This is a genomic window from Candidatus Manganitrophus noduliformans (assembly GCF_012184425.1).
In the GTDB taxonomy this organism is placed as follows: Bacteria; Nitrospirota; Nitrospiria; order SBBL01; family Manganitrophaceae; genus Manganitrophus; species Manganitrophus noduliformans.
The window spans coordinates 346,230-373,183 of record NZ_VTOW01000001.1 but is presented as its reverse complement, the minus strand read 5'-3'; the positions used below and the strand labels follow the sequence as shown (position 1 = coordinate 373,183).

Annotated in this window: 30 protein-coding genes; 11 read left to right on the top strand and 19 right to left on the bottom strand. The window is 58.6% G+C overall.

Annotated features, from left to right (window positions below; translation table 11 throughout):
- Positions 1–2: 2 nt before the first annotated feature.
- Genes MNODULE_RS01765 through msrB form a run of 3 tightly spaced genes read right to left on the bottom strand, consistent with a single transcriptional unit; the run spans position 3 to position 1,765 of the window.
- Positions 3–821: an SDR family oxidoreductase gene (locus tag MNODULE_RS01765; RefSeq protein ID WP_168057773.1), complete on the bottom strand. Its 819-nt coding sequence runs from the start codon at positions 819–821 to the stop codon at positions 3–5.
- Positions 822–858: 37 nt separating this feature from the next.
- Positions 859–1,335, bottom strand: coding sequence for a GNAT family N-acetyltransferase (locus MNODULE_RS01760; protein ID WP_168057772.1), 477 nt, complete (start codon positions 1,333–1,335; stop codon positions 859–861).
- 10 nt (positions 1,336–1,345) lie between these two features.
- Positions 1,346–1,765: a peptide-methionine (R)-S-oxide reductase MsrB gene (msrB, locus tag MNODULE_RS01755; RefSeq protein ID WP_168057771.1), complete on the bottom strand. Its 420-nt coding sequence runs from the start codon at positions 1,763–1,765 to the stop codon at positions 1,346–1,348.
- Positions 1,766–2,356: 591 nt separating this feature from the next.
- Here msrB and MNODULE_RS01750 point away from each other — a divergent pair.
- Entirely contained in the window at positions 2,357–2,749 is a 393-nt protein-coding gene (locus tag MNODULE_RS01750) for a DUF4383 domain-containing protein (protein WP_168057770.1), read from the top strand.
- A 92-nt stretch (positions 2,750–2,841) separates the two neighbouring features.
- On the opposite strand, the gene MNODULE_RS01745 is transcribed toward MNODULE_RS01750, so the two are convergent.
- From MNODULE_RS01745 to MNODULE_RS01735, 3 genes are all read right to left on the bottom strand, one after another.
- The gene (locus MNODULE_RS01745) at positions 2,842–3,318 is read right to left on the bottom strand and encodes a GNAT family N-acetyltransferase (RefSeq protein ID WP_168057769.1); all 477 of its coding nucleotides are present in this window, start codon (positions 3,316–3,318) and stop codon (positions 2,842–2,844) included.
- A gap of 40 nt (positions 3,319–3,358) precedes the next feature.
- Positions 3,359–3,517, bottom strand: coding sequence for a hypothetical protein (locus tag MNODULE_RS01740; RefSeq protein WP_168057768.1), 159 nt, complete (start codon positions 3,515–3,517; stop codon positions 3,359–3,361).
- An 81-nt stretch (positions 3,518–3,598) separates the two neighbouring features.
- Positions 3,599–4,972: a beta-galactosidase gene (locus tag MNODULE_RS01735; RefSeq protein ID WP_168057767.1), complete on the bottom strand. Its 1,374-nt coding sequence runs from the start codon at positions 4,970–4,972 to the stop codon at positions 3,599–3,601.
- 322 nt (positions 4,973–5,294) lie between these two features.
- Between MNODULE_RS01735 and MNODULE_RS01730 the strand changes: the two genes are divergently transcribed.
- The 4 genes from MNODULE_RS01730 (at position 5,295) to MNODULE_RS01715 (ending at position 7,272) form a co-directional block, all read left to right on the top strand.
- Positions 5,295–6,260, top strand: a complete 966-nt coding sequence (locus MNODULE_RS01730) for a PEP-CTERM sorting domain-containing protein (RefSeq protein ID WP_168057766.1) — start codon at positions 5,295–5,297, stop codon at positions 6,258–6,260.
- Between the two features lie 89 nt (positions 6,261–6,349).
- Positions 6,350–6,748 (top strand): hypothetical protein, encoded by a 399-nt coding sequence (locus tag MNODULE_RS01725; RefSeq protein ID WP_168057765.1) that lies wholly within the window; start codon positions 6,350–6,352, stop codon positions 6,746–6,748.
- Positions 6,741–6,998 carry a DUF5985 family protein gene (locus tag MNODULE_RS01720; protein ID WP_168057764.1) on the top strand — a complete coding sequence of 86 codons (258 nt, stop codon included), beginning with the start codon at positions 6,741–6,743 and terminating at the stop codon, positions 6,996–6,998. Before MNODULE_RS01725 ends, MNODULE_RS01720 begins: the two co-directional genes overlap by 8 nt.
- 10 nt (positions 6,999–7,008) lie before the next feature.
- Entirely contained in the window at positions 7,009–7,272 is a 264-nt protein-coding gene (locus tag MNODULE_RS01715; RefSeq protein WP_168057763.1) for a DUF5985 family protein, read from the top strand.
- Here MNODULE_RS01715 and MNODULE_RS01710 read toward each other — a convergent pair.
- The 8 genes from MNODULE_RS01710 to MNODULE_RS01675 form a co-directional block, all read right to left on the bottom strand.
- Complete coding sequence (locus MNODULE_RS01710) at positions 7,223–9,568, bottom strand: MEDS domain-containing protein (RefSeq protein WP_168057762.1); 2,346 nt, start codon at positions 9,566–9,568, stop codon at positions 7,223–7,225. The genes MNODULE_RS01715 and MNODULE_RS01710 overlap by 50 nt on opposite strands.
- A 150-nt stretch (positions 9,569–9,718) precedes the next feature.
- Positions 9,719–10,570, bottom strand: a complete 852-nt coding sequence (locus tag MNODULE_RS01705; protein ID WP_168057761.1) for a pirin family protein — start codon at positions 10,568–10,570, stop codon at positions 9,719–9,721.
- Positions 10,571–10,658: 88 nt separating this feature from the next.
- Positions 10,659–11,108 (bottom strand): OsmC family protein, encoded by a 450-nt coding sequence (locus tag MNODULE_RS01700; protein ID WP_168057760.1) that lies wholly within the window; start codon positions 11,106–11,108, stop codon positions 10,659–10,661.
- 15 nt (positions 11,109–11,123) lie between these two features.
- Positions 11,124–12,794 (bottom strand): tetratricopeptide repeat protein, encoded by a 1,671-nt coding sequence (locus MNODULE_RS01695; RefSeq protein ID WP_168057759.1) that lies wholly within the window; start codon positions 12,792–12,794, stop codon positions 11,124–11,126.
- A gap of 79 nt (positions 12,795–12,873) precedes the next feature.
- The gene (locus MNODULE_RS01690; protein WP_168057758.1) at positions 12,874–13,386 is read right to left on the bottom strand and encodes an OsmC family protein; all 513 of its coding nucleotides are present in this window, start codon (positions 13,384–13,386) and stop codon (positions 12,874–12,876) included.
- Positions 13,383–14,246, bottom strand: a complete 864-nt coding sequence (locus MNODULE_RS01685; RefSeq protein WP_168057757.1) for a tRNA (adenine-N1)-methyltransferase — start codon at positions 14,244–14,246, stop codon at positions 13,383–13,385. Before MNODULE_RS01685 ends, MNODULE_RS01690 begins: the two co-directional genes overlap by 4 nt.
- A complete protein-coding gene (locus MNODULE_RS01680; RefSeq protein ID WP_168057756.1) occupies positions 14,243–15,139 on the bottom strand; it encodes a PP-loop family protein in 897 nt (298 codons plus the stop codon). The genes MNODULE_RS01685 and MNODULE_RS01680 overlap by 4 nt, the downstream gene beginning before the upstream one ends.
- A gap of 4 nt (positions 15,140–15,143) precedes the next feature.
- The gene (locus MNODULE_RS01675) at positions 15,144–15,341 is read right to left on the bottom strand and encodes a MoaD/ThiS family protein (protein ID WP_168057755.1); all 198 of its coding nucleotides are present in this window, start codon (positions 15,339–15,341) and stop codon (positions 15,144–15,146) included.
- Positions 15,342–15,492: 151 nt separating this feature from the next.
- On the opposite strand from MNODULE_RS01675, the gene MNODULE_RS01670 reads away from it, so the two are divergent.
- On the top strand, positions 15,493–15,771 hold the full coding sequence (locus MNODULE_RS01670) for a carboxypeptidase regulatory-like domain-containing protein (RefSeq protein WP_168057754.1): 279 nt from the start codon (positions 15,493–15,495) through the stop codon (positions 15,769–15,771).
- 11 nt (positions 15,772–15,782) lie between these two features.
- The gene (locus MNODULE_RS01665) at positions 15,783–16,814 is read left to right on the top strand and encodes a hypothetical protein (RefSeq protein ID WP_168057753.1); all 1,032 of its coding nucleotides are present in this window, start codon (positions 15,783–15,785) and stop codon (positions 16,812–16,814) included.
- A gap of 74 nt (positions 16,815–16,888) precedes the next feature.
- Here MNODULE_RS01665 and MNODULE_RS01660 read toward each other — a convergent pair whose 3' ends face one another.
- Positions 16,889–17,404, bottom strand: a complete 516-nt coding sequence (locus MNODULE_RS01660) for a hypothetical protein (RefSeq protein ID WP_168057752.1) — start codon at positions 17,402–17,404, stop codon at positions 16,889–16,891.
- A gap of 315 nt (positions 17,405–17,719) precedes the next feature.
- Between MNODULE_RS01660 and MNODULE_RS01655 the strand changes: the two genes are divergently transcribed.
- Positions 17,720–18,304 carry a hypothetical protein gene (locus MNODULE_RS01655; RefSeq protein ID WP_168057751.1) on the top strand — a complete coding sequence of 195 codons (585 nt, stop codon included), beginning with the start codon at positions 17,720–17,722 and terminating at the stop codon, positions 18,302–18,304.
- 18 nt (positions 18,305–18,322) lie between these two features.
- On the opposite strand, the gene MNODULE_RS01650 is transcribed toward MNODULE_RS01655, so the two are convergent.
- The 3 genes from MNODULE_RS01650 to MNODULE_RS01640 form a co-directional block, all read right to left on the bottom strand.
- On the bottom strand, positions 18,323–18,799 hold the full coding sequence (locus MNODULE_RS01650) for a phosphate-starvation-inducible PsiE family protein (protein ID WP_168057750.1): 477 nt from the start codon (positions 18,797–18,799) through the stop codon (positions 18,323–18,325).
- 181 nt (positions 18,800–18,980) lie between these two features.
- Positions 18,981–19,394, bottom strand: a complete 414-nt coding sequence (locus tag MNODULE_RS01645) for a hypothetical protein (protein WP_168057749.1) — start codon at positions 19,392–19,394, stop codon at positions 18,981–18,983.
- A gap of 150 nt (positions 19,395–19,544) precedes the next feature.
- Positions 19,545–20,492, bottom strand: coding sequence for a hypothetical protein (locus MNODULE_RS01640; protein WP_168057748.1), 948 nt, complete (start codon positions 20,490–20,492; stop codon positions 19,545–19,547).
- A 211-nt stretch (positions 20,493–20,703) separates the two neighbouring features.
- Between MNODULE_RS01640 and MNODULE_RS01635 the strand changes: the two genes are divergently transcribed.
- Both MNODULE_RS01635 and MNODULE_RS01630 read left to right on the top strand, forming a co-directional pair.
- Positions 20,704–21,150, top strand: coding sequence for a sll1863 family stress response protein (locus MNODULE_RS01635; protein ID WP_168057747.1), 447 nt, complete (start codon positions 20,704–20,706; stop codon positions 21,148–21,150).
- 564 nt (positions 21,151–21,714) lie between these two features.
- Positions 21,715–22,290 carry a hypothetical protein gene (locus MNODULE_RS01630; protein WP_168057746.1) on the top strand — a complete coding sequence of 192 codons (576 nt, stop codon included), beginning with the start codon at positions 21,715–21,717 and terminating at the stop codon, positions 22,288–22,290.
- A gap of 367 nt (positions 22,291–22,657) precedes the next feature.
- Here MNODULE_RS01630 and MNODULE_RS01625 read toward each other — a convergent pair whose 3' ends face one another.
- Positions 22,658–23,458, bottom strand: a complete 801-nt coding sequence (locus tag MNODULE_RS01625; protein WP_168057745.1) for a hypothetical protein — start codon at positions 23,456–23,458, stop codon at positions 22,658–22,660.
- Between MNODULE_RS01625 and MNODULE_RS01620 the strand changes: the two genes are divergently transcribed.
- On the top strand, positions 23,409–26,906 hold the full coding sequence (locus MNODULE_RS01620) for a beta strand repeat-containing protein (RefSeq protein ID WP_168057744.1): 3,498 nt from the start codon (positions 23,409–23,411) through the stop codon (positions 26,904–26,906). The genes MNODULE_RS01625 and MNODULE_RS01620 overlap by 50 nt on opposite strands.
- Positions 26,907–26,954 lie beyond the last annotated feature (48 nt).

The following is a 26,954-nucleotide window of genomic DNA, read 5'->3' as shown; positions in this document are numbered from 1 at the left end:
TCCTAAACGAAGAGGTCGGGAATCAGCGGGGTTCCGGGCGAGACGGCATAGCGGTCGAAATCGGTGATCCCGGCCGATCGGAGAAGCGCTTCATCGAGAAAGAAGTTTCCGGTGCACTCCCGGCTCGACTTCGTCAGGATGAGATAAGCCGCATCGGCCATGATCTCCGGTCTCCGGCAGCGCTGGAGCGCCACCTCTCCCGCCAAGCTGACCATCGCGGCGGTCGCGATGGCGGTTTGCGGCCAGAGGGAATTGACGGCGATCTCCTTTTCCTTGAACGCTTCCGCCATTCCGAGGGTGCAGAGGCTCATTCCATATTTCGAGAGGGTGTAAGCCAGATGCGGCGCGAACCACTTCGCGTCGAGGTTCAGCGGGGGGGCGATGTTGAGGATATGCGGATTGGCCGATTCCGTCAAATAGGAAAAGCAGGCCTGAGCGCAGAGAAAAGTCCCGCGAACGTTGACCTGATGCATCAGATCAAACCGCTTCATCGACGTTTGAAGGATGCCGGTCAGGCCGAGGGCGCTGGCGTTGTTGATCAGGATATCGATTCCGCCGAATGTCTCGACCCCCTTCTTCACCGCCGCCTGGACCTGATCTTCAAATCGAATGTCGGCCGGGCAGGCGAGCGCCTGGCCTCCGGCGGCGATGATCTCCTCGGCGGCGGTGTAGATCGTGCCGGGGAGGTTCTTCTGAGGGGTGACCGTCTTGGCGACCAGAACGATGTTGGCGCCGTCCCGGGCGGCCCGCAGGCCGATCGCTTTTCCGATCCCCCGGCTCGCGCCGGTGATGAAGAGAGTCTTGCCTTGCAGCGTCGTCATATTCCTCCCTGATGCGGCGGTCTCTCCGGCGGCCGGTTCAAACGTTTTTGCCTCTGTTCAACAATTCCTCATAGATCTTATAGTGGGTCTCCGCCATCCCGAGTGCCCGATAGGTCTCTTGTGCCCGCCGATTCTCCCGCTCGACATAAAGCCGGAAGCCGCAGACATCCCCTCGTTCTATCGCCCGGCGCTTTACCGCTGCGTAGAGCCGTTTGTAGATCCCTTTCCCCCGTTGCGATGGGAGGACATAGACGCTCTGAAGCCACCAGAAGAGGCCGTCTCTCCAGTCGCTCCACTCATAGGTGACCATCAGCCCTCCGACGACCTCCCCGTTGATCTCGGCGACCAGATAGAAGCCGTATTGCGGCTGCTTGAGAAGCGCGGCGACGCCGGCCGAGACGGTTTCCATCGGAAGGTCGAGCCCCTCGGTCTCCTTCGCCATCGCCCGGTTGAACGCCACGAGGCGCTCCGTATCTTCCTCGACGGCGGGTCGAATGAACAACACGTCGGTCATCGATCGTCCGTCATCGCTTTTTTTCCTCTTCTTGTCTCTCTCTTTCCAGCTTCAGGGCGGCGGAGTTGATGCAGAAGCGCATTCCGGTCGGCCGTGGACCGTCCGGAAAGAGATGGCCGAGGTGAGATTCGCAAGACGCGCACAACACCTCGACCCGGCGCATCCCGTGGCTGAAGTCCTCCTCGGTTCTGATTCCCTCCGCGGAGATCGGCTCCCAAAAGCTCGGCCAGCCGCTCCCCGACTCATATTTTGTTTTGGAGCTGAAAAGTTCATTCCCGCAGGCAACGCAGCGGTAGATCCCCGGCTCTTTGCTGTTGTAATACTCGCCGGTAAAGGCCTGCTCGGTTCCCTTCTTCCGGGTGACCTCGTATTGCTCGGGGGTGAGCTCCTTTTTCCATTCTTCTTCGGATTTGGTGACTTTCTTTTTCATAGAATTGAACTCCTCACTTTATACTCTCTTTCGAATTTCATTCTGAGGCGAAGCCGAAGAATCTAAAAAAGTCGGCGCAACAACCAGATCCTTCGCTTTGCTCAGAATGACAGATCCAGAGTCTTAAATCTTTTTAAATGATCCTTTCCAAATCTCCCTTCAGATCACCGATTTTCTTGATCCCGGAGGTTTGGGAGAATGATTCCATAACCGTCTTTGACGGTCGCCCCACCGGGATTGAAACACTCACCTTGCACAAGACGCACAGCCGGATTCCTGCACAACCTTGTTGAGCTTGACCGATGGGGTTTGGGCGATGTCTTCAAAATAGCGCGTTCGGTGTTCCTTTAAACAGGCTTCGTTTCATGATAATCCGAATTAAGCAGGGGGTCAAATCTGCTTTCACAAAGGAACCCGCCGTAATCCGTCGGTTGCGCCTGTGCTGAGATTTCTTGGCAGGTAAGAGTAGAGGTATCTCCGATCCGGGGGGTTGTATGCCGTTCTGCTTTCGCCATAGAATAAAACTGAGGGGAAAATATGGCCGGCCTCTGAAAAGAGGAAGGTTCGTATCAGAAATGGGAGGGAATGGATATGGAAAAGGCATCGAAGGGCGTGATGACGCTCGGCATCATTTTTATTATTCTCGGGATTTGGGGATTCTTCCAGAATCCCATTCTGGGGCTGTTTATGGTCGGCCCCATTCACAACTGGGTTCACCTCATTTCCGGCATTCTCGCGGTGATCTTCGCATCGAGCGGAGAATCCCCGGCGAAGCAGTTTGCCAAAGTATTCGGCGTAGTTTATGGATTCCTCGCCATTGCCGGGTTCTTTATCACCGACCAGCTCTATTTCGGATTCCTCCGGGCGAACGACGCCGACGACTGGCTCCACCTGTTCTTGGCAGTGGCCTTTCTCTATCTCGGCTACAGCCGCTCCTATGGTGTCCATCGCCGAGGAATGCGCGAGGCGCCGGCCCGAGGCTAAACGAACAATTCCCGTTGGCTCAACCAGGGCCACTCGCCTCGATAGCGAGTGGCCCTGCTGCTCGTGCAGACGATTCCCCCTTCCAGAGGTCCTTAAAACAAAACCTTCATCTTCCGGCCCCCCGTCACATCAAAGCGCTGACGCTCATAGAATTGAACCGTTCCGGCGAACTGGGGAAGCGGCGGAGTGCAGACTTCAAGCCGTTTCCATCCTCGCTTCCGGCCGTGGTTCATGGCCGCCTCAACCAGCCTTCTTCCAATTCCCCTTGCGCGGTGGGCCGGATCGACATAGAGCTCCTGAATGATCCCGAAGGCCCCCTCCGCGTAAAGGGCGTGGCTTTCGCAAAGGGCGATGAAGCCGAGCGGCTCATCCGATTCGGAGTCGATCGCCCTGTACACCGCGTAAAGTTCCTGTTCCAGGAATCGCCGGCAACGGGCGCTCGTCTCCGCCAGGTCGATATTGAATGGCTTCTCGCCAATCGCGTCAATGATCTCGTCGGTCAACCGCTTCACCATCAGCGCGATCTGTTCGGCCTCTTCCGGCGAGGCCTTTTTAATTCGGATCGTCATTTCGGTTTCCGGCCCCAGACCGAAAAGGTTGCGTAATACATCATCCAGGAAGTCGGATCGTCTGAAAGTTGGATGAAGCGGACAAGGTCCTCTTTGTCGGGACCCCGGTCTCGATCAGCCGCTCGGCCAGATGCGCCACCGAGATTTTCATATCTTCGCCATGCGTGATCCGCTGGGATGATTGACGTGTATAAGCCAATTCTTTTTCCAAGTCAATCGAATTGCATGAGGGGAGAAAATGCCGTGGGAGGCGGGTTGTTTGTCGATCCTGCGTATTTAGTTACCGGGGTCCAATCTCGAAAATCCGAACCTCGCCGGGAGTGAGCTGAACATTGCGGAGGGTCCGGCCGTCAAACTCCGGGTAGGTGGAGGAGGCGCCGTCGAGTCCATATTCGGTCGCCGCGGCGCCGCGTTGCCTGACCTGCAAGTTGACCGTCGGCCGGCCGCTTTTATCCCAGACGAAAACGATCTGCTCTCCACCCGGACGGATAAAGAGATGATGATAAAGCGCCCCGGGCTTTCCTTCCGTCACGGTGACCGTCAGGTCGGCATCCGCCAGGGTGAGGGGCCTCACGTCGAGGAGATCGGTCAGCAGGTCTACCGTGTAGAAGGCCAGCTTTTTTTTGCGGTCGGGATAGGTCAAGCCGAGAGAGTAATTCTCTCCTTCCCCGATGACCGGGCGGTCCGGTTCCAGATCTTTAAGTTCATAGATGCCGATATGCTCGATCTCCGGCACGGCCAGGAAGGTTGCGATCGCGCGGGCCCACCAGTTGGCCTGGTCGCGCTCGGTTTTCCCTCCGGCCGTGGCGAATCCGGCCTCGTTGATCCAGATCGGCTCCCCCTGGCAGTCGGTTTCGACGGTCTCGGCGAACGCGCGGTATTGCGGGTCGAGATAGTTTTCCACGGCCACTGCTTCCGGCGTCCAGGTCTCCGGGTAGGCGTGGAACGGAACGATATCGAAGCTCCCCGCATTCTCGAAGGTCGCGCAGATCTCCTCGATAAACTCCACGTCGGGAAAAACCAACCCGCCGAGAAGGACCTCCGTTCCCGGGTCGGCCGCTCGGATCGCGGCGGCCCCCCGCAGGAGAACCTGATTATATTCCGCGACGGTCCCGTCCCACCAGAGGGGAACGTTCTGCTCATTGTAGATCTCGAAAGAGAGGAGATGGGGGTACCGCCGCAGGGAGGTGACGAGGGTATAGACGAAGTTGTACCAGGCCTCGATGTCGGCTGGGGGATCGTTCCAGGCCGCCTCGTCGCTTCCCCCCTTCGCCGCCCAGGCGGGGGTGTAGCCGATGTAAGGGCGCAGCTCGATTCCGACCCGCCCCGCGAGTTCGGCAAAGTCATGCAGCCAGGCGAAATCATATTTTCCGGGGCTCGGCTCATAGTCGTCCCACCCGAAACTCCCGCGCCAGGTGGTGATTTCCAACGCCTGCATCAGAGCGAAATCTTCCGCGACTTCGTCTAAATCTTCACCTTTGTCGTAATCTTCGAGAATGCTGAAGGAGACCTGCTTGGTCACGTGGGCCGATTCCGTTTGGGCGGCGGCGCCCCCGCCGGCATCGGAAGGAATGGAGCGGATCGCGGGGCATGCGACCCCGGAGGCGGCAAGGAGGATCAGTGCAGTGATGGAGGTAAAGGTCCGCTGGAGCATGATCGACCTCCGATGGCAGCAGCATGCGGACGGCTTTTAGAAGCGGCTGCTTAAATACTTCATTCTATGATACGGGAAGAGGGGTCCTTCCAGTCAAGGGGACAGGCGGGAACGGAATGATACGAGCCTGTTAACAAGACGATACAGTCGGTCTGCGCCCCTCGGTGCAACGGGCGCGGCCGTTCTAAAAGACCGCGATTTTTGCGGGCCTTTGTCCGATCGGACGTCGATTTTCTCCGAAGCTCTGTTTGGCACGCGATATGTATCGCGAGTAAGGGGCCTAAGTCAGGTCAAAAGATCATCAGCGAAAGAGGAGGAGACGATGTTGCCACGACAAATTTTCAAGCGATCTCATGAGCGCGACACCCGCCGCTCGAATCTTACAACCCCTCCGATAAATTGGGCCAACCACTTCCGCCTCCGGTGGGTTCACTTCGCCTTGATCGTGAGCCTGACGGCGGCCTCCGTTCATAATGTTTTTGCGCTGACGATCATCCGGGAATTTATCGGAGGGGACCCTCAGCCGATCGCCGTCGGGGAAGGGAATCTGATCGATATCTTCAATGAAGCGGCGGATCAGTGGGAGAGGGCGATCCTCGATCCGCATGTGGTGACCCTTCGCTTCGGCTGGGCCCCCGTCGGCGGAGGGACCCATGAATTGCTGGCGCAGGGGGGATTCCCGAACCGCGAGACGGAGGGGTTGATTCTTTTCAATAACGATTCCGATCCGGAGCACTTCAAGTGGTTTCTCGACCCCACCCCTCATCTCAATGAGGAATACCTCCGCTACGAGGAATCTTCTATCGAGTTGGGAGGGGGAAGCCTTAATTCGGGCCGCATCTTCTCGGACGCCGTCGGAGCGGCCGATTCCGGCTTTACCCATATCGATCTGCTTTCGTCGGCGCTGCATGAAATCGGACATTCTTTGGGGATGAGCAACAACAACGCCGCATTCACCATGGAAAGCATCGACGGCGACATTGATATCACCTCCCCGCGCCCTTTTCCCGGCACGACCGTTCCCCTCGCCTTCAACAATCTCGGTGTGGACAGCCATCCCGATCCGATTGCAATTCCCTTTGGTTTGGCGATGGGAAGCCAAGCGGCGGATCAGCGACAGCGCCTCACCGAACTCGATATTTTGATGATCTCGCAATTGGGGAGCTTCGAAGAGATTCGACTCGATCCATACGTTGCGAGCGTTCCCGAGCCGTCCTCATTCCTCTTGTTCGGATCGGGGTTCATCGGCTGGTCTTGGTGGCGCGCTCGGACCAAGAATCGGTTGTGACCGACCGCTTCGATGTTTTCTTGAAATCGCCCTCCGCCTTCTGATACCTTATAAAGGTCTATTCAATTTTAATATGAAGAGCGGGAACGTTGGCCGGGGATTTGATACCAGAAGAGGTGAAGCAGTTTATCGCGGAACGGATCGACTCCGTCGAGCTGCTGGAAGTGCTTCTGTTCCTTCGCGCCAACTCCGAGCGGGAATGGCGGGCCGACGAGGTCAGCAAAGAGTTCCGAAGCAGCACCGTTTCCATCTCAAAGCGGCTGGCCGATCTTCACGCCCGGGAGCTTCTTTTTCTGAATGAAGGATCCCCCCCGCGCTACCGATACAACCCTCGCACAAACAAATTGGTCGTCGCGGTGGACCGCCTGGCGGAAGCTTATGCGTTGTCGCGGGCCAGGGTGATCGACTTGATCTTCTCCAAACCGGCCGACAAGTTGCGTCATTTCTCCGACGCCTTCAAGTTAAGAAAGGAAGAGGAAGATGATTGAAGGAGCGGTTTATTTTCTTTGCGCTCTCACCAGCGTCGCCTGCGCGTTCATTCTGCTGCGGAGCTACCAGCGGAACCGAACGGGGATTCTGCTCTGGAGCGCGCTTTGTTTTGTCGGGTTGGCTTTAAATAACATCCTTCTTTTCGTCGACCTGCTCTTTCCGCAGGTCCCGCTCCAGCTCTGGCGACTTCTCCCCGCGCTGGTCGGCCTGATGCTGCTGATCTATGGCTTAATTTGGGATCTTGTCTGAGGAGAGATAGATGATCGGATTTGTCTCCGGCGCAATTATGATGGCCTGTTGGGTGGCCGGACTTTTCTTCCTTCGCTTCTGGAAAAAAACGGGAGACCGCCTCTTCGCAATTTTCGCGCTGGCGTTTTGGATGCTCGCCGCGGAGCGGATCATTCTCGTCCTGATCAATCAAGAAGACGAGGTTCGCACCTTCGTTTATGTGATCCGCCTCTTTGCGTTTGTCCTTATTTTATGGGCGATTTATGATAAGAACCGCGCTCGGGCGCCGGATTGATCTCCGGCGATCTTCCATCGGCGCGATAAGGAAGCGAGAGGATAAAGGTCGATCCTTTTCCGAATTCGCTTTCTACGCCGATCTCCCCTTTTAAAAGATCGACCAGTTGTTTCACGATCGTGAGACCCAAACCGCTCCCCCCAAACTCGCGGGTTGCGGTCCCGTCCACCTGATGAAACGCGTTGAAGATCTTCGCAAGGTCTTCCGGTTTGATGCCGATGCCGGTATCGTGAACGCGAATCTCGATCCCTTCTCTTTCGGGCCGATCTTCCATCTCGACCGTGACCCCCCCTTCGGGCGTAAATTTAATCGCATTGGAGAGGAGATTGACCAAAATCTGCTTGATCTTATCCGCGTCCGATTGAATGAGCGGGAGCGTTCTCTTTTCACAGTGAAGAGAGAGACGCTTCTTTTCCAGCAGCGATTGGAGCCCGGCCGACACATCTTCGATCAAGGCGGGGATCTCCACCGGCGCGATTTTCAGGGGGGTCTTGCCGGACTCTATTTTCGAGAGATCCAAAAGATTATCGATCAGCTTGCGGAGGTCGTCCGCGTTTCGGATCACCCCCTCCAACGCAGATCTTTGTTCCTCGTTAATCGAGCCGTAAATATGACCCAATACAAGATGAGAGAAGCCGATAATTGCATTCAACGGGGTCCTCAACTCGTGAGAGACATTCGAGACAAACTCCGACTTCACCCGGCTCGCCTCTTGCGCTTCGCTCGTTCTTTGCGTCAGCGCCTCTTCCATTCGCTTGCGCTCGGTGATATCCATGCAGACGCCGACCATCCGCTCCGGCCGGCCGTTCGCATCGAGAAAGAGCTGTCCCCTCGCCTCCAACCAGAGGAGCCTTTGATCCGGAGAGAGGATTCGATACTCGATTTGGTATTCGCTCCCGTCCCGCAATGTTCGATTGATCGCGGCCAAGACCCGTTCCAGGTCTTCCGGATGGATGTCGCGTTTAAAATCTTCGAAACATCCCCCGAATGTCCCCGGTGGAATTCCATGAATGGCCTCAAGCGTGCTGTTCCAAGCGATCTTCCCGGTCCGAAGGTCCCATTCCCAGGCCCCCATTCGTCCCGCGCTCAAGGCGACATTCAGGCGCTCTTGGCTTTGGCGCAGCGCCTCTTCTCGCCGCTTGCTCTGAATGGAAAAGGCGACGTGGCCGGCGATCGTCTGCGCGAGCTGCACCTCCTCCTCAAGAAAAGGATGCGCCGTGTTGTAGTAAACCATAAATTTCCCCAGCAGCCGCTTTTGATAGACCAAGGGAAAGAATCCGAGCGCTTGGATTCCTTCCCGACGAACAACCTCTCGCAGAGGCGCGTCCAAGGGGGCATGATCGATGTCTGGGATACAGACCGGCTGCGGATCGGGGGCGCCGGGCTGCCAGGGAGAATGTCCCTGCACAGCCTCGCGGTATTCTTCCGAAAGTCCGCGCCACGCTTTAAAGCGCATGACCTGATCGTCGTCCATCAATAGAATGGCGGCGCGATCGGCCTTCACCGATTGAAGAATCATGTCGAGCGAGGCCTTGTAAATCTCCTCAAGGGCCTCGGCCCGATTGACCTGATCGTTGAGCTGATAGATTTGCCGGAGTCTCTTGTTTTGCTCCCGCTCTTGGTGTCCTGCGCGTTTCTTTTCTTCCAGACGGGCGTTTTTCAGCTGAGAGATCATCCAGTCCAATTTATCCGCTTCGGACCGGCCGTCCAGAATCAGGGGAGCTTCATAAAAGAGATTGGGATAAACCGTTTGTCCGATGATGGCGAGCGGGTGGGTGTTCAACGAGGTCTCTACGACCGCCGGGGCGAGGCGATGGCGGCTGTATTGACAGACGATCCGGCCCGGGAAGCCGGGAATGAAGATTTTATTGATGGTCGCCTCCCAATGTTTTAACCGTTCCGCGCTGATCGCGGGCCCGAGGGTCCAGGTCATTTCCACCGCAAACCGAATTCCGGTGAATCCCGCCGCAAAGGCGGCATCGATGAACTGACGCACCTGGGCCGCTTTTTTGTCGGAATCGAACTCGCCCGGCTGGCGCCACTCCTCCCGGGTCCACAGGAGCAGCGCGCCCCGTTTCAATTCATCGCGAACGTCGATTCCGCTCCCTTCAAGCGCGCGGGCCACTTCGTCGGTCGTCTGATCATCGGCGATATAAATACACTGCTCTCCGCCCGCCAGTCCTTGTTTGATAAAGGGAACCAGCGCCGGCATCTGCTCGGCGGGGTCCTGATCATAAATGAGGCAAAGATGATCCCCCGGCTCTAAACCTAAGATCTGTTCCGTCAGCTCGTTCATGGAAAGGTTCTCCAAAACAAAAAAGCCCTGCTTAATTATAAACAGAGTGGTTTTTTAGATGCAAGAGGGAGAGTGGCCGGTTCGGAAAAGGCTGAAGATTGCGGGGCATTGAGAGAGCGGATCGTTGGGAAGATCCGAGTCCGGCCCTCTTTAGCGGATAAAGGTCCCCTCGCGAAGCTCGCGGAGGGTCTGCTCGATCTCCTCGCGGGTGTTCATGACGAAAGGGCCGTAGCGGGCGATCGGCTCGTTGAGCGGTTGACCGGAGACGAGAAGAAATCGGACGCCGCTTTCCCCCGCGCGGACGGCGAGGAAGTCGCCGTCGTCGAGCACCAACAATCTGGGCGCCGACGCGGAAACGCCGTCCGACTCAGCGATCCCGAACGTCCCCGCCCCCTCGAAAAGATAGGCGAAGGCGGCATGGCCTTGCGGAACCGACCTGCGAAAAGCGACGTTCGCCGGGAGCGTGATATCAAGATAGGTCGGATCGGCCGCGATATCGGTCACCGCCCCCCGGATGCCGCCGACCTCCCCGGCGATCACCCGGATCGTCACCCCGTTTTCTCCCGTCCAGACCGGAATCTTCGCGGCGGAAATGTCTTGATATCGGGGAGCGGTCATCTTGAGCCGGGCCGGAAGATTGACCCAGAGCTGGAACCCGTCCAGCCTCGCGCTCGGCTGCGGCATCTCTTCGTGAAGGATTCCCCTCCCCGACGTCATCCACTGAATGTCGCCCGGCCCGATCGTTCCGGCGTTTCCGAGGGTATCCCGATGCCGGACCGTTCCGGCCAGCATATAGGTGACCGTTTCGATCCCGCGGTGGGGGTGCATCGGGAATCCGGCCAGATAGTCGTCCGGATTTTCCGATCCGAAGTGGTCGAACAACAAAAACGGATCCAGCTCGCTGAGGGTGCGGGTGGCGATGCTTCGCTTGAGGTGCACCCCGGCCCCTTCGATCACCGGCTGGGGAGTGATGACCGTTTTGATCGTCCGCGCTTGATCCATTTCCCCGCTCTCATTTTATGTGGGGCCAGCACTAGAAGAACCGGTTTGCTTCCCGATCTCCACACCAGGTGCGCCATGCCCCACGCCCCTATCTGCTCTCTACAGTCACCTTCGTGGTCACGGAGTTTGCAATGAAGCAGCCGCGGTGCGCCTGATCGTGAAGTATCTTCAACTCTTCTGCGGTCGGCTTCTTCTCCCCCGAGAAAGTAATCTTCGGCCGCAGGGTAACACGCGTCATTGCGAGCTTCCCCTCCGCATTCTTCTCCAGAATGCCGGTGGCGTCATCATGATAGGAATCGACGACAAACCGCTTTCGGGCGGCGACGGCGAGGAAGGTCAACATGTGGCAGCTCGACAGTGCCCCGACAAGCGCCTCTTCCGGATTCACATAGCTCGGATTCCCCTGATAATCGGGAGCCGCAGATGCCGAGACCCGCACCCCGCCGGGAAAGGTCCAGAGGTGATCGCGGCTGTATGACTCGTAGGTAAATTGCTCGGTTTCCCGTTCCCAGTCAATTGCAACCTGATATTCAGACATATTTTTCCTGTTGATTCACGACTCGGGCTCCGTTTCGGCCGGTTGCGCGGCCGATTCTTCGGCCCCCGTCTGCTCGGCCGTTTTCTCAAGAAATGTCTTTGCTTCCGCCAGCTCCGTTTGGCGGCCGTTCGCTTCCCCGGCCAGCGCCACCAGCTTCTCATAATAGATCCGGGCCGTTTTGAAGTCTTCCGCGCGCTCGGCGGCGCGGGCGGCGCCGTAGAAGCCGTTGAACCGATTCGGGGAGGTCTGAAGCGACTTCTCGAATTCGACCAGCGCCTCTTTCGGCTCCCCCACCTCCAGCAGAAGATCGGCGAGCATCTCCCTCGCCGGCACGATCGGGCCGGGGGTGACCGGGTGTTTTTCAAGGGAGTCTTCCAGATCGGCCGCCGTGCGCATGTGCATCACGGCCCGCTCATGTTTCCCGTCGGCGTATTCGGTCCAGGCCGCCGCGGCCTGAAGGAGCACTTCGACCTGGTTCGCCCAGTATTCGTTTTTCGATTCCACCAAGCGGTCGCGAACCGACCGAAGCACTTCCAGCTCGCCGCGCGCTTCGATCAGGCGGCGGTTTCGGGCCGCCCCGACGGCGCGGCTGAAATAGGTGATCGCTTCCGTGTAAGGATAGCGGCTCGGCCGGGCGGAGAGGGCCAGCGCTTCCGCCCAGCGGCGCCGCTCGATCGCATGGCGGGCAGGGATCGCCGCCATCGCGTAGGCGGCGGTCAGGGTCTCCTGCTTCGCCTTGGGAAGAAAGGAGAGATCGTTCAAGATCCCCTTTGCCTGGAGGTCCTGTCCGCTCTGGAGATAAGCGTAGACCATGTAATCCATCGCATGAAGCCGCGGGTCGGGATTCCCCTTCATTTTCGATTTTGCGGCGGCGTCGGAGGCGCGGTTGGAGTCGATCGCCTCCTGCCAAAGCCCGAGACGGATGAAGATGTGAGAGGGCATGTGAAGGGCGTGCGGAACCGACGGGGCGATCTTCGCATAGGCCCGCGCGGCGTTCAGCCCTTCCGAAGCGAGCGCCGGCGAATCGGTGGCATGGATCAGATAGTGAATCACGCCGGGATGCTCGGGGGCCTCGGCCAAAATCGGATTGAGAATTTCCACCGCTTTCTTCTGGTTCGTGTAGCTCTTGTCGCTCGGAGAGGCGGTCCCCAGAAGAGAGAGGGCATAAAAGATCGCCCCTTCCCGGTCGCCCGGATGTTTTTGGTGAAGCTGCTCCAATGCCTTTTGATAGGCGAGGGCGCGGGTTGCATGGTCGACCTTATCGGAATCATGATAAAAAATTTCAAGGGCGGCCAGGTAGTCCCTCTCCCGTTCGTTCTTGCTCCCGAGCTTCTTCGCCCGGGCGGCGAAGGTCCATCCCCGTTTCAGATCGGCGGCGTTGGGCGCTTCCCAAAGGGGGTGATAGACGCTCATCGCGATCCCCCAATATCCCATGGCGCAGTTGGGATCGGTTTGAATGACCGAAGTAAACGCTTTCTCCGCCTCCTGGTACCAGAAGGAGTGGAGCAGGGCGATCCCCCGGTCGAACGATTTCTGAACCGTCTTTTTACAGGAGATTGGAAAGGCGGCCTGGCCGATCTGCTCCGGCGGCGCCGGTTTTTTACTCTTCTTTTGCGCGTCGGCGATCGATGCCGAGAAGAGGGCGAGGAGGATCATAAAAACAAAAAGAGAAGAACGTTTGATCATGATCTGATCCTTTACATACAAAGAAGTGGATGGAATGTTGTTCAAAAGACTTTCTTATCGCCCGGTCGTTTCTTGACGCCTATCCCGTCACTTCATGGGAGAGGGTCAATCGGGGCGAATTCCGCAAGGTCTGATAGACCACGCAGTAGCGCTCGGTCAATTTCAGCAGGGTCGCAATCTGGTCCGGGGCGGCGTCGGTGTCGAGCTGGAAGCGAAGACGAACCTCAGTAAACCCCACCGGAGTTTGTTTGTCAACCCCCAAGGTCCCCCGGAAGTCGAGATCTCCCTCCGCCATGATTTTGCCCGACCGAAGCGGGATCGCAAGCGCCGTGGCGACCGCTTTAAGGGTGACCCCCGCGCATCCGACCAGCGCTTCCAGGAGCATGTCGCCCGAGCAGGCGGCCAGGCCGCTTCCGCCGCTCGCCGGATGAAGACCGGCCTCCACGAGCGCCCGCCCTGTCGACACCTTGCAGGTGACCGACGCTTCTCCGAGGATTCCTTCCGCGGAGAGGGTGACCTTCGCGGCGGACGGTTCCTCACGATAACGCGCCTTCAACGGCGCTTGCACGGCGCGGAGCTCGTCTGCGTTCATATTTGTTCCTTCTCGATTGTCTCCTTCTCCGGGAGGGGACCCTCCTCCGGCCGGACCGTGAACTCTTTCTTCGGGAGCCGCTTCACCCGCCGCGCCGTTGTGAGGAATCCGGAGTGGGCGACCATCCGGTGATCGGGGCGGACGCTGCGGCCGTCGATGTTCCAGGTGCGCAGCAGCGTCTCGAAAGTCTCGATCTCGGAGAAGGCCGGCTCTTTCCGGAGGGCGCCGACCACCAGCTCCACCTGCGGGACGGTCGGAAGAAATGACAGGAAGATCCCGCCGGAGCGGAGCTTGGTCACGGCGTGCGGCACCACTTTGTGCGGCTCCGGCAGATCGAGGACGATCCGGTCGACCTCTTCCTCCTCGATCCCCTCGTAAATATCCTGCTGGCGGACCAACAGTCGGTCGGTCGTGATCGCCGACCCAAGATAGGCCTCGATGTTCGCCACCGCCCGCCGGGCGAAATCTTCGCGGATCTCGTAACTGATCACCCGCCCCTTTTCCCCGACCGCATTCAACATCGCCATCGTCAACGCCCCCGATCCGATTCCCGCCTCCACCACCGTCGCGCCGGGGTGGATGTCGGCCCACATGCAGATGAGCGCCAGATCTTTCGGATAGAGGATCTGGGCACCCCGCGGCATGTGCAAGGTATACTCCGCCAGGGTCGGCTTGAACACAAAGAAGCGGCTGCCGCGCGACAGGGTGATCTCGCTTCCATCCTCCAGGCCGATGATGGCGTCGTGCGGGATGGTCTCCCCGCTGAATTGAAAGAGCGCTCCCGCCTTCAATGTCAGCGGGTAGTGGTCCCCTTTGGCGTTGACGAGATGAACCCGTTCTCCGGAAGAAAAAAGCCTCATGGGGTCACCCGCTGCATCAACCGGCAGAATCCGCAGACCGCTCCCGGCGTCGGCTGGCCGCACGACTGACAGGGGTGAAGATCGACCGGTTTCGCCGTCGCCGTCGCGGCGCGCGGCCGCTTCAGAAAGCCGAGATAAAATTTATGCTTCGTGCCGGGGGAGGCCTCTTCCAGCCGGTTGAGGATGTCTTTATAAAGGAGCATCTTCGCCCCCTTCGACATGGGGCACTCATCGACGATGTAATCGATCCGGTTCAGAATCGAATAGGCCGCGATCTCCCGCTCCGCGAGGCGGAAAAGCGGCTTCACCTTTCTCGCCCAGGTCCCCCCCTCGTCGGAGAGGACCGGCGACTGTTTCTCCAAATATTCTTCCTGCCACTGCAATACGTTTCCCAATAGACGCGAGGCCTCATCATCCAGATTGTGTCCGGTGGCGACGACGGGGAACCCCCGCTCCATCGCGATCCGGTTGAAGTGGTAGCGCTTCATCGTCCCGCAGGCGGAGCAGGCCGGCCGGGCCGTCTCCTCCGCAATTTCGATCACGCCGAGACCGTAGGCCTCTTTGTAGGGATGGACGATCAGATCCAAGCCGCGTGACGCCGCGAACGTCTCGACTTTTTTCCGGGAGACTTCCGAATACGCTTCGATCCCCAAATCCAAATGGAGCCCCGCCGTCCTGTAGCCGAGTTTAATGAGGACATCCCAGAGAGCGAGCGAGTCTTTCCCGCCGGAGATCGCGACGAGAATCTGCTCTCCATGATCGAACATCTTCTGCTCGGTGATCGCCCGATCGACCTGGTCGTGGACGTAAAGGTTGAAGCAGCCGCCGCAGAGGGAGGTGTTGTGGCGCTCCATTTTAATAACGGCCGACTTTTGACATTGACGGCACTTCATCGGATCACTCTCCTCCCGAGATCACGGGGCGGATCTCGACCGTCTGGTCATCGGGGATCACCAAGTCTTCCGTGACCAGCTCATCGCCGCAGATGACGAGGTGCGCCTCTTTGGGAAGGTTGAGCTCCCTCAGAAGAACGGCGACCTGTTTGGGTCCTTTCAGGATGATTTCGCGCGTGGGGTGATAAAGCTTCACTTTCATAGGGGGTATCATAGACAAATCGGACCGGAATTGCAATTTAGGGAAAGGCCGGCGCACTTATCGATATTTGCAGATCGTATCGAGATCGGCTAGAATCGTTTTCCAGTTTTCATTTCCTTCACCGGGTTGCAGAAAAGATAAGGAGTAAAAAATGAAGAGGATCTTCTTTTCCGCATTTCTGTTTTTCTCCATCGTTCTTCTTTCACAGCCGTCGCCGGCGGCGGAGCTTTCGGGAAGGGTCTTCAGCAAAGGGGCGCCGGTCGCGAACCTGACCGTGGCCGTGAAGGGGACGGAGACAAAAACGAAGACCGGTCCCAAAGGGGAGTATAAACTCGATCTGCCGCCGGGAAATCACACATTGATTATCCGAGGGGAGGAGTTCCCCGTGAAGGTCGAATCCGACAAAACCAGCCACGACATTCAACTTTAAAAAGGATCTCCATGCCTGAGAAAGAGAAGCGGACCGATGGCTGGGCGAAGATGGAGTCGTTCGCAAAAATCCTGGCCGGCTTCAGCGCCGCCGTCAGCGCCATTCTGATTCCGGTCTTGATCAACTCCTACACGGAAGAGAACCGCCGGGCCGAGATGTTCGTCCGGACGATGACGGAGCGGGAGAAGGCCGACACCGATATCCGGCAATCGATGTTCGAAACGCTCTTGAACGGTTATCTCGGCTCGCTGAAAGAAGATTTTGTGAAGGCAGATGAAGACGCTTTCCGGCGGCGGATCATGTTTCTGGAGCTGTTGACGATCAACTTTCAGGAGTTTTTTAACGCGAAGCCCCTTTTCGAAGAGGTCTACACGGGGCTGGAGCGGAAACGGACGGCGGCGCAGACCGACGCCGAGCGGAAAAAATGGGAAGACTTAGAACGGCAGATCATCCGCGTCTCGATGAACATCGTTTCCCGGCAGTCTAAAATGCTGAACAATATCGGGACAAGCTCGGTGTTCAACATCGAAAAAGAAGAGCCGATCTGCGTAAGACTCTATAACCGGGAAGAATTTGCCACCCTTCGGAAACAGGACGGGACCCCCTTTCAGAGTTTTCTGCCCGGTCGCTGTCTGGAGCCGGGGAGCACAAACAACGGAGGCGACGGTCTGGCGGAGACCCTCATCAATCTGGTCGATCTGACCGGCGATACCCGGCGCCAGTCGCTGGAGATCATGCCGGTTTCGGTGAATAAGGCCTACGCCACGATTCAAGTCGGCATCTACGACGATCTCTTTAAAGGGGATGTTCTTCAAGGAAGCCTGCTGAAGGGGAGCCTCCAGTTTGATATTTCCTATTTCGATCTCCCCTACATGGACAACACCAAACTCAGCGACGGCAGCCGGTTTGCGTTGGTGCTCCGGGACGTCGTCGGCGATTCGGTTGAAATCGAAGCGATCCGGTTTAGAAACGATTTTATGAGCCTTCGAGACCGGCCCTTCTTTGAAGAGATGCTGCAGAAGTTGGAGAAAGAGGGGAGCTGATCATTTCTTCGGGTCTTCGGGCGGGGGGAGTATTGCGGCCCCCCCCCCCGCCCGATCCACTCAAGGCGCAGCGATCAACCGCCGTGCACATCCATCACACGGTTTTGCTCGTCGATTTCCAGGGTGACTTGGGTCCCTTCTCTGATGGAGCCCAATTTTGAAGCGGCCGAGTCTTTGACCAAAAAGCTCTCCGTTCCGCCGTCATTCGATTCAATGATAATCTTCTTGTCCGCCCGGCTGAACATTTTTAACGTTCCCGCGATCGAGCGGTGCCGATGATCTCCTTTGGTGATGATCGATCCTTCGCGGTGAATATCGATGATCTGGTTCCCTTCATCCATTTCCAGGACCACCTTGTCTCCCGCTTTCAACGATCGGACGTTTTCCCGTTTGCTTTCGCTGACGGTGAAGGTCCGGGTGGTCCCTTCTTCCGTTTTTACGGAGATTAAATCGCTCTCCACTTTTTCAACCGTCCCCGACACCTCTCTGTGCCCCGAAGAAGGTTCATCGTCGGCCAGAACCTGCCCGGCGTAAAACAGCTGGGCGATCATCGTCAAAATCAGAAACCCTCGAATCAACCCTTTTTTCATTCTATTCCTCCTTATTGCCGGACCGGGAGATTCGACTTGCCCCGGCGCGGCCGCTTCCCTCCTCCGCTCCCCGTTAGCTACTATTTTCGCATATTCCTTGCGAGCGAATCCATCCCACGGAATCACAGACGGTGTCCTTTAGTGAAATAACCTGTCCTCTATCGGATGACCCGTTCGGGGGATCTTCAGGTAATTCTTCTTGGGAATTGCGGCCGGAGAGGTCACCCCTTTATGATTATTGCAAGTCATCCATTATGAGGTTTAATCAATCTCGGCCGGATGCGTTCATCTTCTAAAGAGGGAGGAAGCCCCGTAATGAAAAAATCATCTCCGACGAAAACGACGCCGTTCCGCCTGATTCGCCAGGGAGATCGGGTTTATTTTTTTCTGGCGTTTCTTTTCCTGGTGTTTGCAGCGGGATGTGTCCGGGAGGAGGAGCGGGTTTCGGAGATCGAGCGGGACGCGCAAGGGGGGGTCACGGTCGAGAAGATCACGGAGAACCCCGAACGATACGTCGGAGAAAGTGTATTGGTGAGCGCCGAAATCAAGCGGTTTTATCAGCCGGGGGTCTTCTCCATCTCGGATGAAGGGCCGTTTGAGAGCGAGTTGATCGTCGTGACCACGGAGCCGATGCCGCTGCCGAAAGAGCTCCCGGGCGAGCCGCCGGAGTCGATGAAGGAGACCGTCCGGGTGGCCGGTACGGTCAAACGGTTTGTGGTCGCCGAGATCGAGCGGGACCTCGGCTTTGATTTGGAATATCGGGTGGAGGCCGAAATCGAAGAGAACCAACCGGTCCTCGTCGCGCAATCGGTCAGCGGCGTTCCGCACGTCGGGCTGGGAGGCGGAACGTTCGACGGCGAGGAGCGGGGAAGCGGCGTCCGGGGCCTCGGGCCGCCTTGAGAATCGAAGGGAAGGTCGTTAAGCCCTCATCACCAGGAACCGGCGATAGACGAACATGGCGACCACCAGAACGAGGATGAGAAGTCCGTTCAGGCCGGTGTCCATCAGGTAACGGTAAAATTCGCCCGCCTCGTCGGGCCGGGGCGCCTTGGAGATGTCGAAATAGGTCTCCTTGGCGCCGGTGGTCAGGATTTTCCGGATCGCGGCGACAATGCCGACATAAAAGAACGACTCCAGACTGACCGTGTGGGTTTTCAAAAAATTGAGGACGGTTCTGAACAGCTCAAGAAGAATCAGAACCAGGAGAAGATCGTTCATCAGCAGCATCGCCGCCAGCAGGACACTCTCGTTCAGGGCTCGGTAAAAGGCCACCCAGCCGTATCCGAAGACAACCATCCCCAGGATGAGAAAGCTCAGCCCCGCGGTGACATATCCCCACTGCTCCAGCCTCTCCATCCACCCCACGTAAATCGCCGTCTTCTGCTCTTCCGCCATTCGCTATCCCCTATATAATTACTCCGCCATTGTATCACCTCCGGAAGGGTTATCACAAGAAAAGAGAAGGGGGCTCGATGTCGGTTGTGGAAATGAGTCACTGCCGAGGTGAGCGGAGCGCATGCGGAAAAAATCGAAGGGCGGATAAAATGTGCCGGCCGGCGAGACCGGTTCCGGCGCGCTAAGCAATCGGCCGGCGCGAGCGATTCAGCAGCTTCATGAACAGGTACACCACATAATTGACGACCCAGGTCGCCCACGCCAACCACAAAACCAGCGCGGCGCCGAAATCGACGGAAAACCGGATGGAGAGAATATTGATGGTCGTGACGCTGATCGCGGCGCTCAGGCCGGCGCCGAAGGCGCTCCCTTGATATTTTAATTTTTCAAGAAGCTTCAGAAAGGCAAAGGTGGCGATCCCGATCACCCAGCCATAAATGAGCTGAGAGACGAATGCGACGGTCCACGCCCCCCCCGCGCCCATATCCCTCACGAGGCCGTCCCAGCCCGGAAGCAGACGAAGCACAATCATGCCGATGGGGAGGGTGACAAGGATGCTTGCAACAGAGCCTCGAAGCACCACATTGTTATTCATGGTTATTCATGTCTCGTCCTGAACCGTTTCATCGCAGCGGCAGCCGAGCATTCGACCCGTCGAGAGAAAGCCTGACCGGCTGGATTTCTTCTAAAATCATCACGCCGTTGATTTTCCAGTGATTCTTTCGTTTGCCGAATGATCCTCGTCTCAGACCTTCCAGACCTTCAGTTCGGCGGTAATGATCCCCCGGACGACGGCTTCGACGTCGAACCCCAATGCATTGACTGCGAACCCCTTGGCAAAAAGCCATCGATAAACGGCCGTGCAGCAGGGCTCCTGATCCTCCTCCAACTCGCAATCGCCGACTTGGATCGTCTGATTGATTCTCGTCCGCCCCCGCGCGACCTGCTCATTGGCCTGACCGCGGTTTGTGAAGCTGGCGATCCGGGCGGTGCCGACGAACGATCCGGTCGCGGTGATGCAGCAGGCGTCGTCGTCGAACCCGCCGCCGAAAAACGGCTTGAGCGTGAACGTCGCGATGATGTCGCCGGTATTGAGCTGTCCGAGGGCGGGGTTGCCGAAATTGAGCGTGACGGTCTTGTCCCCCTCGATCTCGACGGTCTCTCCCGCCGCCTGTCCCGCCGGGTTCCGGGTGGCGCCGCGGGTGAGCGAGTCGGAGAAGAGATCGGGATTGACCGGCCCCGCGGCGTCCCATTCGATTAAAAAGTCGACCGTGATTCCGTCCGGACAGGGGCATTCGCACCCCTCTTTGCGGGTGATCTCCACGGCCGGCCGACCGCCCACCGTTTCCTCTTCTTCGGGAGGGGGGACCCTCGCCAACTGCGGACCCGACGCGAGTGCGATTGCGCGCAGAAGGATGCGAAGCGCTCTTTCGATCTCTTCCGGGGAGAGCGGCTTCTCGACCGCTTGTTTCTCAACGCCTTTCGCGGGGGGGAGGGTGATTTCTTTCTTATGACCGAAAAGATAGAAGAGATCGGCGTTTGCTTTGAAGAACGCCGCGGGAGAACCGAATCCGAGTTCCGAAACAAGGTCCCTGAGATCCGAACGGCTGACCGATACCGTTTTCGATCGGCCTTTCGCGTCAAACACCGGCCGTTTGGATCTTTTGCGCCGAAATCCTGACTTTTTTGGCATGAAGGTTTTCTCCTTTCCGCGGAGAGGTGCTCCGGAAGAACGCCGACGATCACTGATCAGGTTCAAGGTATATTCTGATTCCGATTCGTTGTCAACATTCGCGGGAGGAGACGGTTCAGGAAGCGAGTCAATCGCCCGTGAGAGACACTTTATCATCCGATCCGTTCGTGGTAATCTACTGCTCTTGGATGTTGATAAGGAGGCAAACACGATGAAGATTTACAAGGCTGTCTGCGCCACGCTGATCGGTGCTTTTATCTTTTTCTTGGTCATGCCGGCTTTTTCCGCCGACCCCCCCGCAGGGAAGAAAGAGGTCGGCCAAGAGGTGAAGGAGGCGGTTGAGGCGATCAAAGAATATTCCGCCGACCAAAAAGACGAAGCGGTGAAGAAAGGGAAAGCGGTCCTGGATAATCTGGACGGCCGGATTGAACAGATGGAATCGAGAATCAAGAGGGAATGGGACCGGATGGGAGACTCGGCGCGCAAAACCGCAAAGACGTCGCTGGAAGGAATTAAAAATCAGCGCGAAAAAGTGGCCGAGTGGGTGGGCTCCATGAAGCAGAGCTCCTCCGGCGCCTGGGAAGAGGTCAAGAAGGGCTTTGTGGAGAGCTATGAAACGCTGAGCGACTCCTTCGATAAAGCCGCGGATAAGTTCTAGACGCCGGCGCTCCAGGGCGATCCCGGTTCGCGGCGCTGTCCCGCACTCCGTTTCGGCGCGATCAACCTTTCCCCCGCCCGTTTTTGATTCCGAATGACCCTTCTCTCGACGGCGGCCGGATGGCCGCCGCTTTTCCAGTCGACTCACATGAAACCCAACGAGGGCTCTCCGCTCTCGATCCCTCATTTCTTTTGCTTCAACTCCGAAGTCCGCACTCCGCAGTGTCTTTCTTGATTCTCGATTGACCCATTACTTTCATTGGACCGGTCTATTTCTTCCACGTCGATCCGGCTTCAGCCCCTTCATTTTATCTGGAACCTCTCATCTGTCTTCTAAAGTATTTCGTAATGAATATCCGGCAAACTACCGAGGCGGAATTTTCAACTGGATGGTATACAAGTTCAATCCCGTCTGGAAATATTACCGTTAATGAAGAGAAATCGGTAGATCACAAGGCGCTTTCCAGATCTTTTTTTATTTGTTTTTTAAAGCTCCAAACTTTTTCTTTTCCAATCCATCATGAACTCCGCATTCCCGTTTTGGGAGAAAGGTAAAGGATTGCATATGTTTAAAAAGTCGAATTCGATTACGGCATTCGTCATCTCTGCGTATCTCCTCTCTTCACTTCCCATGGCCGTCGCCCAGGAAAAAACGGCGCCTCCCCCGGCGCTGCCGGCGCCGGCCCAAAGCGCGCCCCGACCCGTCTCCGCCGTGAACCCGATTACCGAGGCGGCGGTGAAGAGCGGCGTCCTGGCGTGCACCAGCCGGATCAACCAGGTCTCCAATTTTCTTCTCGACGGCAGCCAGGGAGGCGGGGCGACGATGTTCACCCCCCCCGTCGATCCAGACCGGCGTCTCTTTTCCGTTTCGATGGAGGTTCCGGTGACGAACGGGCCGTCCGCCTATGCCAGCGCCAGCTTCGCGCCCAATCAGGCGAACGGCTGCGGGGCGATGTATGAGACGATCGTCTACTGGCCCGAGCCGTGCGACGCGGTGGCGGAAAAGAACTTCAGCGATCTAAAGCGGAGCGGGGCCCTCTCCAAAACCATTGCGGTGCTCGGCGGGGCTCCTGCGACCACCATCTTCCTGATGCCGGCCGGAGCCGGCTGCGTGTCGATCAAAAAAGAAGTGGTGCAGTAAATCAGGAATCATATCGAGAGATTGAAATCACGATTCCAGGGAGGATTTTGGTGAAAAGAAGGCAGACGATTGAAATGTGGAAAGGGATATTTGGGAAGATCGGGTTGCTTGCGGCGGCCCTCGTGGTGTTATTCACCCTGAGAGGCCATGCCATCGCGCAAAACGTGGATCTGCTCTTTGGTTTTGGTAGTTGGCAATCGACTAACGACGCCAGTCTCTCTAGCGGCCAGTCTAGCCAAGCAACGGTATATAGCAGCTCTGGAATTACCAGTCAGGGGGGGTGCTGTAATGATCCATTGACTATTACAAATCGGGGAATTGTCATCAACAGCAACCCGGACAATAGTAGTGGTGAGCTCTTTCAAATCTATGATTCCGCAACGGAGGTCTTTCGGGCCGACGGCGGGACCAGTACTGCGGTCAAAAGCGGATCGAGCTCGGTGACGATCACCAATAACGGCTCGGTGGCGATCGCCACCACCGGGGGGGTGAGCGTGACCGGCGGCGGTCTGAACATGAACAGCAACGGCATTTCCAACGCCGGGGCTATCGCCGGCGCCACCTCGTTAAGCGTCAGCGGGACGACGACCCTGGCCGGTACAACGAACATCAACACCGGCGGGCTTTCGACGACGAGCATCGGCAACAGCATCGGCGGCGTTACCCTTACCGGCCCCACCAGCATCAACACCAGCGGGTTTTCGACGACGACCATTGGCAACACCAACGATGTCACTGTGACCGTGAGAGGTGGTGCCAGCGGCCTCACCGTCAACAACACCAATGCGATCTTGAGCAATGGCGGCAACAGTCTAGCGGTGAACTCCTTAGGCACGGCCGTCACCGGCAACGCGACCGTCTCCGGCACTCTCGGTGTGAGCGGCGCTACCACCACAGTGGGCGTTACTAACACCGGCAATATCGGTACCACCACCTTAAGTACCACAGGGGCCGCCACGGTCGGCAACGGTTTGACCGTCTCCACTGGCGGGGCCGCAATCACCGGCAACTCGACGGTAACCGGGACTCTGGGCATCAGTAGTGATACAACTGTTGGAGGAGCGTTGGGAGTGACCGGCGCCACAACCCTCAATGGCGCGACGGCTGTCAACAATACCTTGAACGTCACCGGTACGAGCACCACCGCCGGGATCAGCAACACCGGCAATGTCGGCACCACGACCTTAAGCACAACCGGTGCGGCCACCGTGGGCAACGGCCTGACCGTCTCGGCCGGCGGCGCAAATGTGACCGGCAATTCCACCGTCACCGGCACCCTGGGAGTCACCGGCAATACCACGATCGGAGGCACGTTGGAAGTGACAGGCACGGCCACGCTGAATGGCGCAACCACCGTTGACGACACATTGAATGTCACCGGGGCCACCACGACGACCGGCATCACCAATACCGGTAACATCGCCAGCACTACTTTGAGCAGTACCGATGCGGCGACGGTCGGCAATGGTCTCACTGTCTCGGCGGGCGGTGCCGCCATCACCGGAAACTCCAGTGTGACCGGCACGCTCGGCGTGAGCAGTAATGCCACCGTCGGCGGCACGTTGGGCGTCACCGGCGCCGCTACCGTGAACAATACGCTGAACGTCACCGGCGCGACCACCACGGCCGGCATCGGCAACACCGGCAATATCGGCACGACGACGCTGAGCACCACGGGTGCGGCGACAGTCGGCAATGGCCTGACCGTCTCGGCGGGTGGGGCGAACATCACCGGCGACTCCAACGTGACTGGGACGCTCGATGTGAGCGGCAATACGACGGTCGGCGGGACGCTCGGGGTCACCGGGGCCGCCACGTTGAACGGCGCCGCCACCATCAACAACACGCTGAATGTGACCGGCGCCACCACGACCGCCGGGATCGGCAATACCGGTGCCCTGACCAGCAACGGGACGACGACCTTGACCGGCGCCACCAACATCAACACCAGTGGGACGGCGGCGACGACCATCGGCAACAGCACCAATGGAACGACCGTTTCCGTCATGGGTGGGGCCAGCGGCCTCACCGTCAACAACACGGCGGCGACCCTCACCAATGGGTCGAACAGTGTCGCTGTGAATTCTTCGGGGACCGCTATCACCGGCAATACGACGGTCTCCGGCACCCTCGGCGTCACCGGCGCGACGACCCTGGATGGTGCCGCCACCGTCAATAACACATTGAATGTCACCGGATCGACCACCACGGCCGGAATCACCAACACCGGCAATATCGCCACCACGACCCTGAGCACCACCGGGGCCGCCACGGTCGGCAACGGCCTGACCGTTTCAGCGGGCGGTGCTGCGATCACCGGCAACTCGACTGTCACCGGTACCCTTGGCGTGAGCGGGAACACCACCGTCGGCGGAACATTGGGCGTCACCGGTGCCACCACGACCGCCGGGATCACCAATACCGGAAACATCAGCACCACGACCCTGAACACCACCGGCGCTGCAACCGTCGGCAACGGCTTGACCGTCTCGGCCGGCGGGGCCGCCATCACCGGCGACTCCAACGTGACTGGGACGCTCGATGTGAGCGGCAATACGACGGTCGGCGGGACGCTCGGGGTCACCGGGGCCGCCACGTTGAACGGCGCCACCACCATCAACAACACGCTGAATGTGACCGGCGCCACCACGACCGCCGGGATCGGCAATACCGGTGCTCTGACCAGCACCGGGACGACCACACTGACCGGTACCGCCAACATCAACACAACCGGAACCGCGGCGACTCAAATCGGCAACAGCACCAACGGGACGACTGTATCCGCGACCGGAGGCGCGAGCGGCCTCACCCTCGATAATACGGCGGCGACCCTCGCCAACGGATCGAACAGCGTCGCGGTGAATTCCTCGGGGACCGAAGTCTCCGGCACCCTCCTCGTCGCCGGCGGAACCGTCATTGACAATACCCTCTTTGTGAGCGGAGAAACGGCCACCCGCGGGCTCACCAATATCGGCGACCTACACACCACCGGGACGACGAGCCTGACCGGCACCACACAGATCAATATGGTCGGAACGGCGGATACCATCATCGGCAATACCACCGGCGGGATCGAGATGACGGGGAGCAGTGTGTCGATCAACACGGCCACGGCCGCTTCGTCGACGACCCTCGGCAACAACGATACCGGCGCATCTGTCAATCTGACCGGCGGCGCGAGCGGTATCACCGTGAACAACACCGCGGCGACCTTGACCAATGGCAGCAACAGCTTGGCGGTCAACTCCTCGGGAACCGCCGTCACCGGCAATGCAACCGTCTCCGGCACCTTCGGCGTCACTGGAGCAACGACCTTGAATGGCGCGACCACGATCGACAATACATTGAATGTCACCGGGTCCACCACGACGGCGGGCATCACCAACACCGGTAATATCTCGACCACCACGTTGAGCACCACGGGTGCCGCCACAATTGGAAACGGTCTGACCATCTCGGCGGGGGGCGCCAATGTTACCGGCAACTCCACCGTGACCGGAACGCTCGGTGTCAGTGGGAATACCTCTGTCGGCGGGACGCTTGTGGTGACCGGCACGACGGCCACGGCCGGAATCACCAACACCGGCAGCTTGACCAGCACCGGCGCCGCCACGCTGACCGGCACCACAAACATCAACACCACCGGCACGGCGGCGACCGCCGTCGGAAATGCCAATGCTTCCACCACCGTGAGCGCCACCGGCGGCTCGGCGGCGCTCTCTCTGGCCAACGACGCGGCGCAACTGGCGGTTTCAAACGGCGGCGGTTTCTCCGCCACGCCGACCACGGCCGCCATGGGCGTTCAGGGGGGAGGGAGCATGACCACCTATGCGACCCCGCAGACCATCCCCGCGACCGGGGAGACCGGACTGGTGAATGGAGACGCGACGAGTCAAAACACCGTTCGGGGCGCGGAGTTCGTGAACCGCATCCAAGGCAATACCCTGGTCGACGGCAATATGTATGTCAACGGCACGCTGGCCTATACCTCCACCGCCTCGGCGACCACCTCGGTCACCAACGGACAGAGCGTCTTGGAGGAAACAGCGACGACCGCCGGACAGGTTTCCGTCGTCAACCGGGGCGAGGCCGCCCCACACGCCACCGTCAACGCGAACGGCGTGATTACGATGACCACGGAAGCCGCGGGCGAATCGACCGCCTCCCTCACCCTGACCAACGGCATCGGCAACACCCACGGGGTGGTGGTGACCGAGCGGCAGACGGTCCTCAGCGGCGGCACCCACTCCACCAGCCTGACCCTCGGCGACGACGCGGCCACCTTCACCAACATTGAGAGCGGCGGTCCGACCCGGGTGACCGGCATTGCCGACGGAAGAAGCGATTTTGACGCCGTCAACTTCCGGCAATTGGAAAAGCTGGAATCGAAGATGTCGCGAGGAATCGCCTCCGCCACCGCGTTGGCTTCCATCCCGCAGGTGGAGGGAGGGGGAAAGTATTCGCTGGGGCTTGGTACCGGACTTTATAACGGGGAGAGCTCCATCGCCATCGGCGGGAGCGTTCGCATGACGGAAAACGCCGTCTTCAAAGGGGGGTTCAGCTTCGGGTCCGGCGGGCGTCCGACCGGCGGGGCGGGGGTGGCGTTCAGCTGGTAAGGATTTTTAGATGAAGAGAAAGCCGCTCCTTTTTTCGAGGGAGCGGCT

Coding starts and splice junctions, on each gene's coding strand:
- MNODULE_RS01765 (WP_168057773.1), bottom strand. CDS start 821: ATGACGACGCTGCAAGGCAAGACTCTCTTCATCACCGGCGCGAGCCGG.
- MNODULE_RS01760 (WP_168057772.1), bottom strand. CDS start 1,335: ATGACCGACGTGTTGTTCATTCGACCCGCCGTCGAGGAAGATACGGAG.
- msrB (WP_168057771.1), bottom strand. CDS start 1,765: ATGAAAAAGAAAGTCACCAAATCCGAAGAAGAATGGAAAAAGGAGCTC.
- MNODULE_RS01750 (WP_168057770.1), top strand. CDS start 2,357: ATGGAAAAGGCATCGAAGGGCGTGATGACGCTCGGCATCATTTTTATT.
- MNODULE_RS01745 (WP_168057769.1), bottom strand. CDS start 3,318: ATGACGATCCGAATTAAAAAGGCCTCGCCGGAAGAGGCCGAACAGATC.
- MNODULE_RS01735 (WP_168057767.1), bottom strand. CDS start 4,972: ATGCTCCAGCGGACCTTTACCTCCATCACTGCACTGATCCTCCTTGCC.
- MNODULE_RS01730 (WP_168057766.1), top strand. CDS start 5,295: ATGTTGCCACGACAAATTTTCAAGCGATCTCATGAGCGCGACACCCGC.
- MNODULE_RS01720 (WP_168057764.1), top strand. CDS start 6,741: ATGATTGAAGGAGCGGTTTATTTTCTTTGCGCTCTCACCAGCGTCGCC.
- MNODULE_RS01715 (WP_168057763.1), top strand. CDS start 7,009: ATGATCGGATTTGTCTCCGGCGCAATTATGATGGCCTGTTGGGTGGCC.
- MNODULE_RS01710 (WP_168057762.1), bottom strand. CDS start 9,568: ATGAACGAGCTGACGGAACAGATCTTAGGTTTAGAGCCGGGGGATCAT.
- MNODULE_RS01705 (WP_168057761.1), bottom strand. CDS start 10,570: ATGGATCAAGCGCGGACGATCAAAACGGTCATCACTCCCCAGCCGGTG.
- MNODULE_RS01700 (WP_168057760.1), bottom strand. CDS start 11,108: ATGTCTGAATATCAGGTTGCAATTGACTGGGAACGGGAAACCGAGCAA.
- MNODULE_RS01695 (WP_168057759.1), bottom strand. CDS start 12,794: ATGATCAAACGTTCTTCTCTTTTTGTTTTTATGATCCTCCTCGCCCTC.
- MNODULE_RS01690 (WP_168057758.1), bottom strand. CDS start 13,386: ATGAACGCAGACGAGCTCCGCGCCGTGCAAGCGCCGTTGAAGGCGCGT.
- MNODULE_RS01685 (WP_168057757.1), bottom strand. CDS start 14,246: ATGAGGCTTTTTTCTTCCGGAGAACGGGTTCATCTCGTCAACGCCAAA.
- MNODULE_RS01680 (WP_168057756.1), bottom strand. CDS start 15,139: ATGAAGTGCCGTCAATGTCAAAAGTCGGCCGTTATTAAAATGGAGCGC.
- MNODULE_RS01675 (WP_168057755.1), bottom strand. CDS start 15,341: ATGAAAGTGAAGCTTTATCACCCCACGCGCGAAATCATCCTGAAAGGA.
- MNODULE_RS01670 (WP_168057754.1), top strand. CDS start 15,493: ATGAAGAGGATCTTCTTTTCCGCATTTCTGTTTTTCTCCATCGTTCTT.
- MNODULE_RS01665 (WP_168057753.1), top strand. CDS start 15,783: ATGCCTGAGAAAGAGAAGCGGACCGATGGCTGGGCGAAGATGGAGTCG.
- MNODULE_RS01660 (WP_168057752.1), bottom strand. CDS start 17,404: ATGAAAAAAGGGTTGATTCGAGGGTTTCTGATTTTGACGATGATCGCC.
- MNODULE_RS01655 (WP_168057751.1), top strand. CDS start 17,720: ATGAAAAAATCATCTCCGACGAAAACGACGCCGTTCCGCCTGATTCGC.
- MNODULE_RS01650 (WP_168057750.1), bottom strand. CDS start 18,799: ATGGCGGAAGAGCAGAAGACGGCGATTTACGTGGGGTGGATGGAGAGG.
- MNODULE_RS01645 (WP_168057749.1), bottom strand. CDS start 19,394: ATGAATAACAATGTGGTGCTTCGAGGCTCTGTTGCAAGCATCCTTGTC.
- MNODULE_RS01640 (WP_168057748.1), bottom strand. CDS start 20,492: ATGCCAAAAAAGTCAGGATTTCGGCGCAAAAGATCCAAACGGCCGGTG.
- MNODULE_RS01635 (WP_168057747.1), top strand. CDS start 20,704: ATGAAGATTTACAAGGCTGTCTGCGCCACGCTGATCGGTGCTTTTATC.
- MNODULE_RS01630 (WP_168057746.1), top strand. CDS start 21,715: ATGTTTAAAAAGTCGAATTCGATTACGGCATTCGTCATCTCTGCGTAT.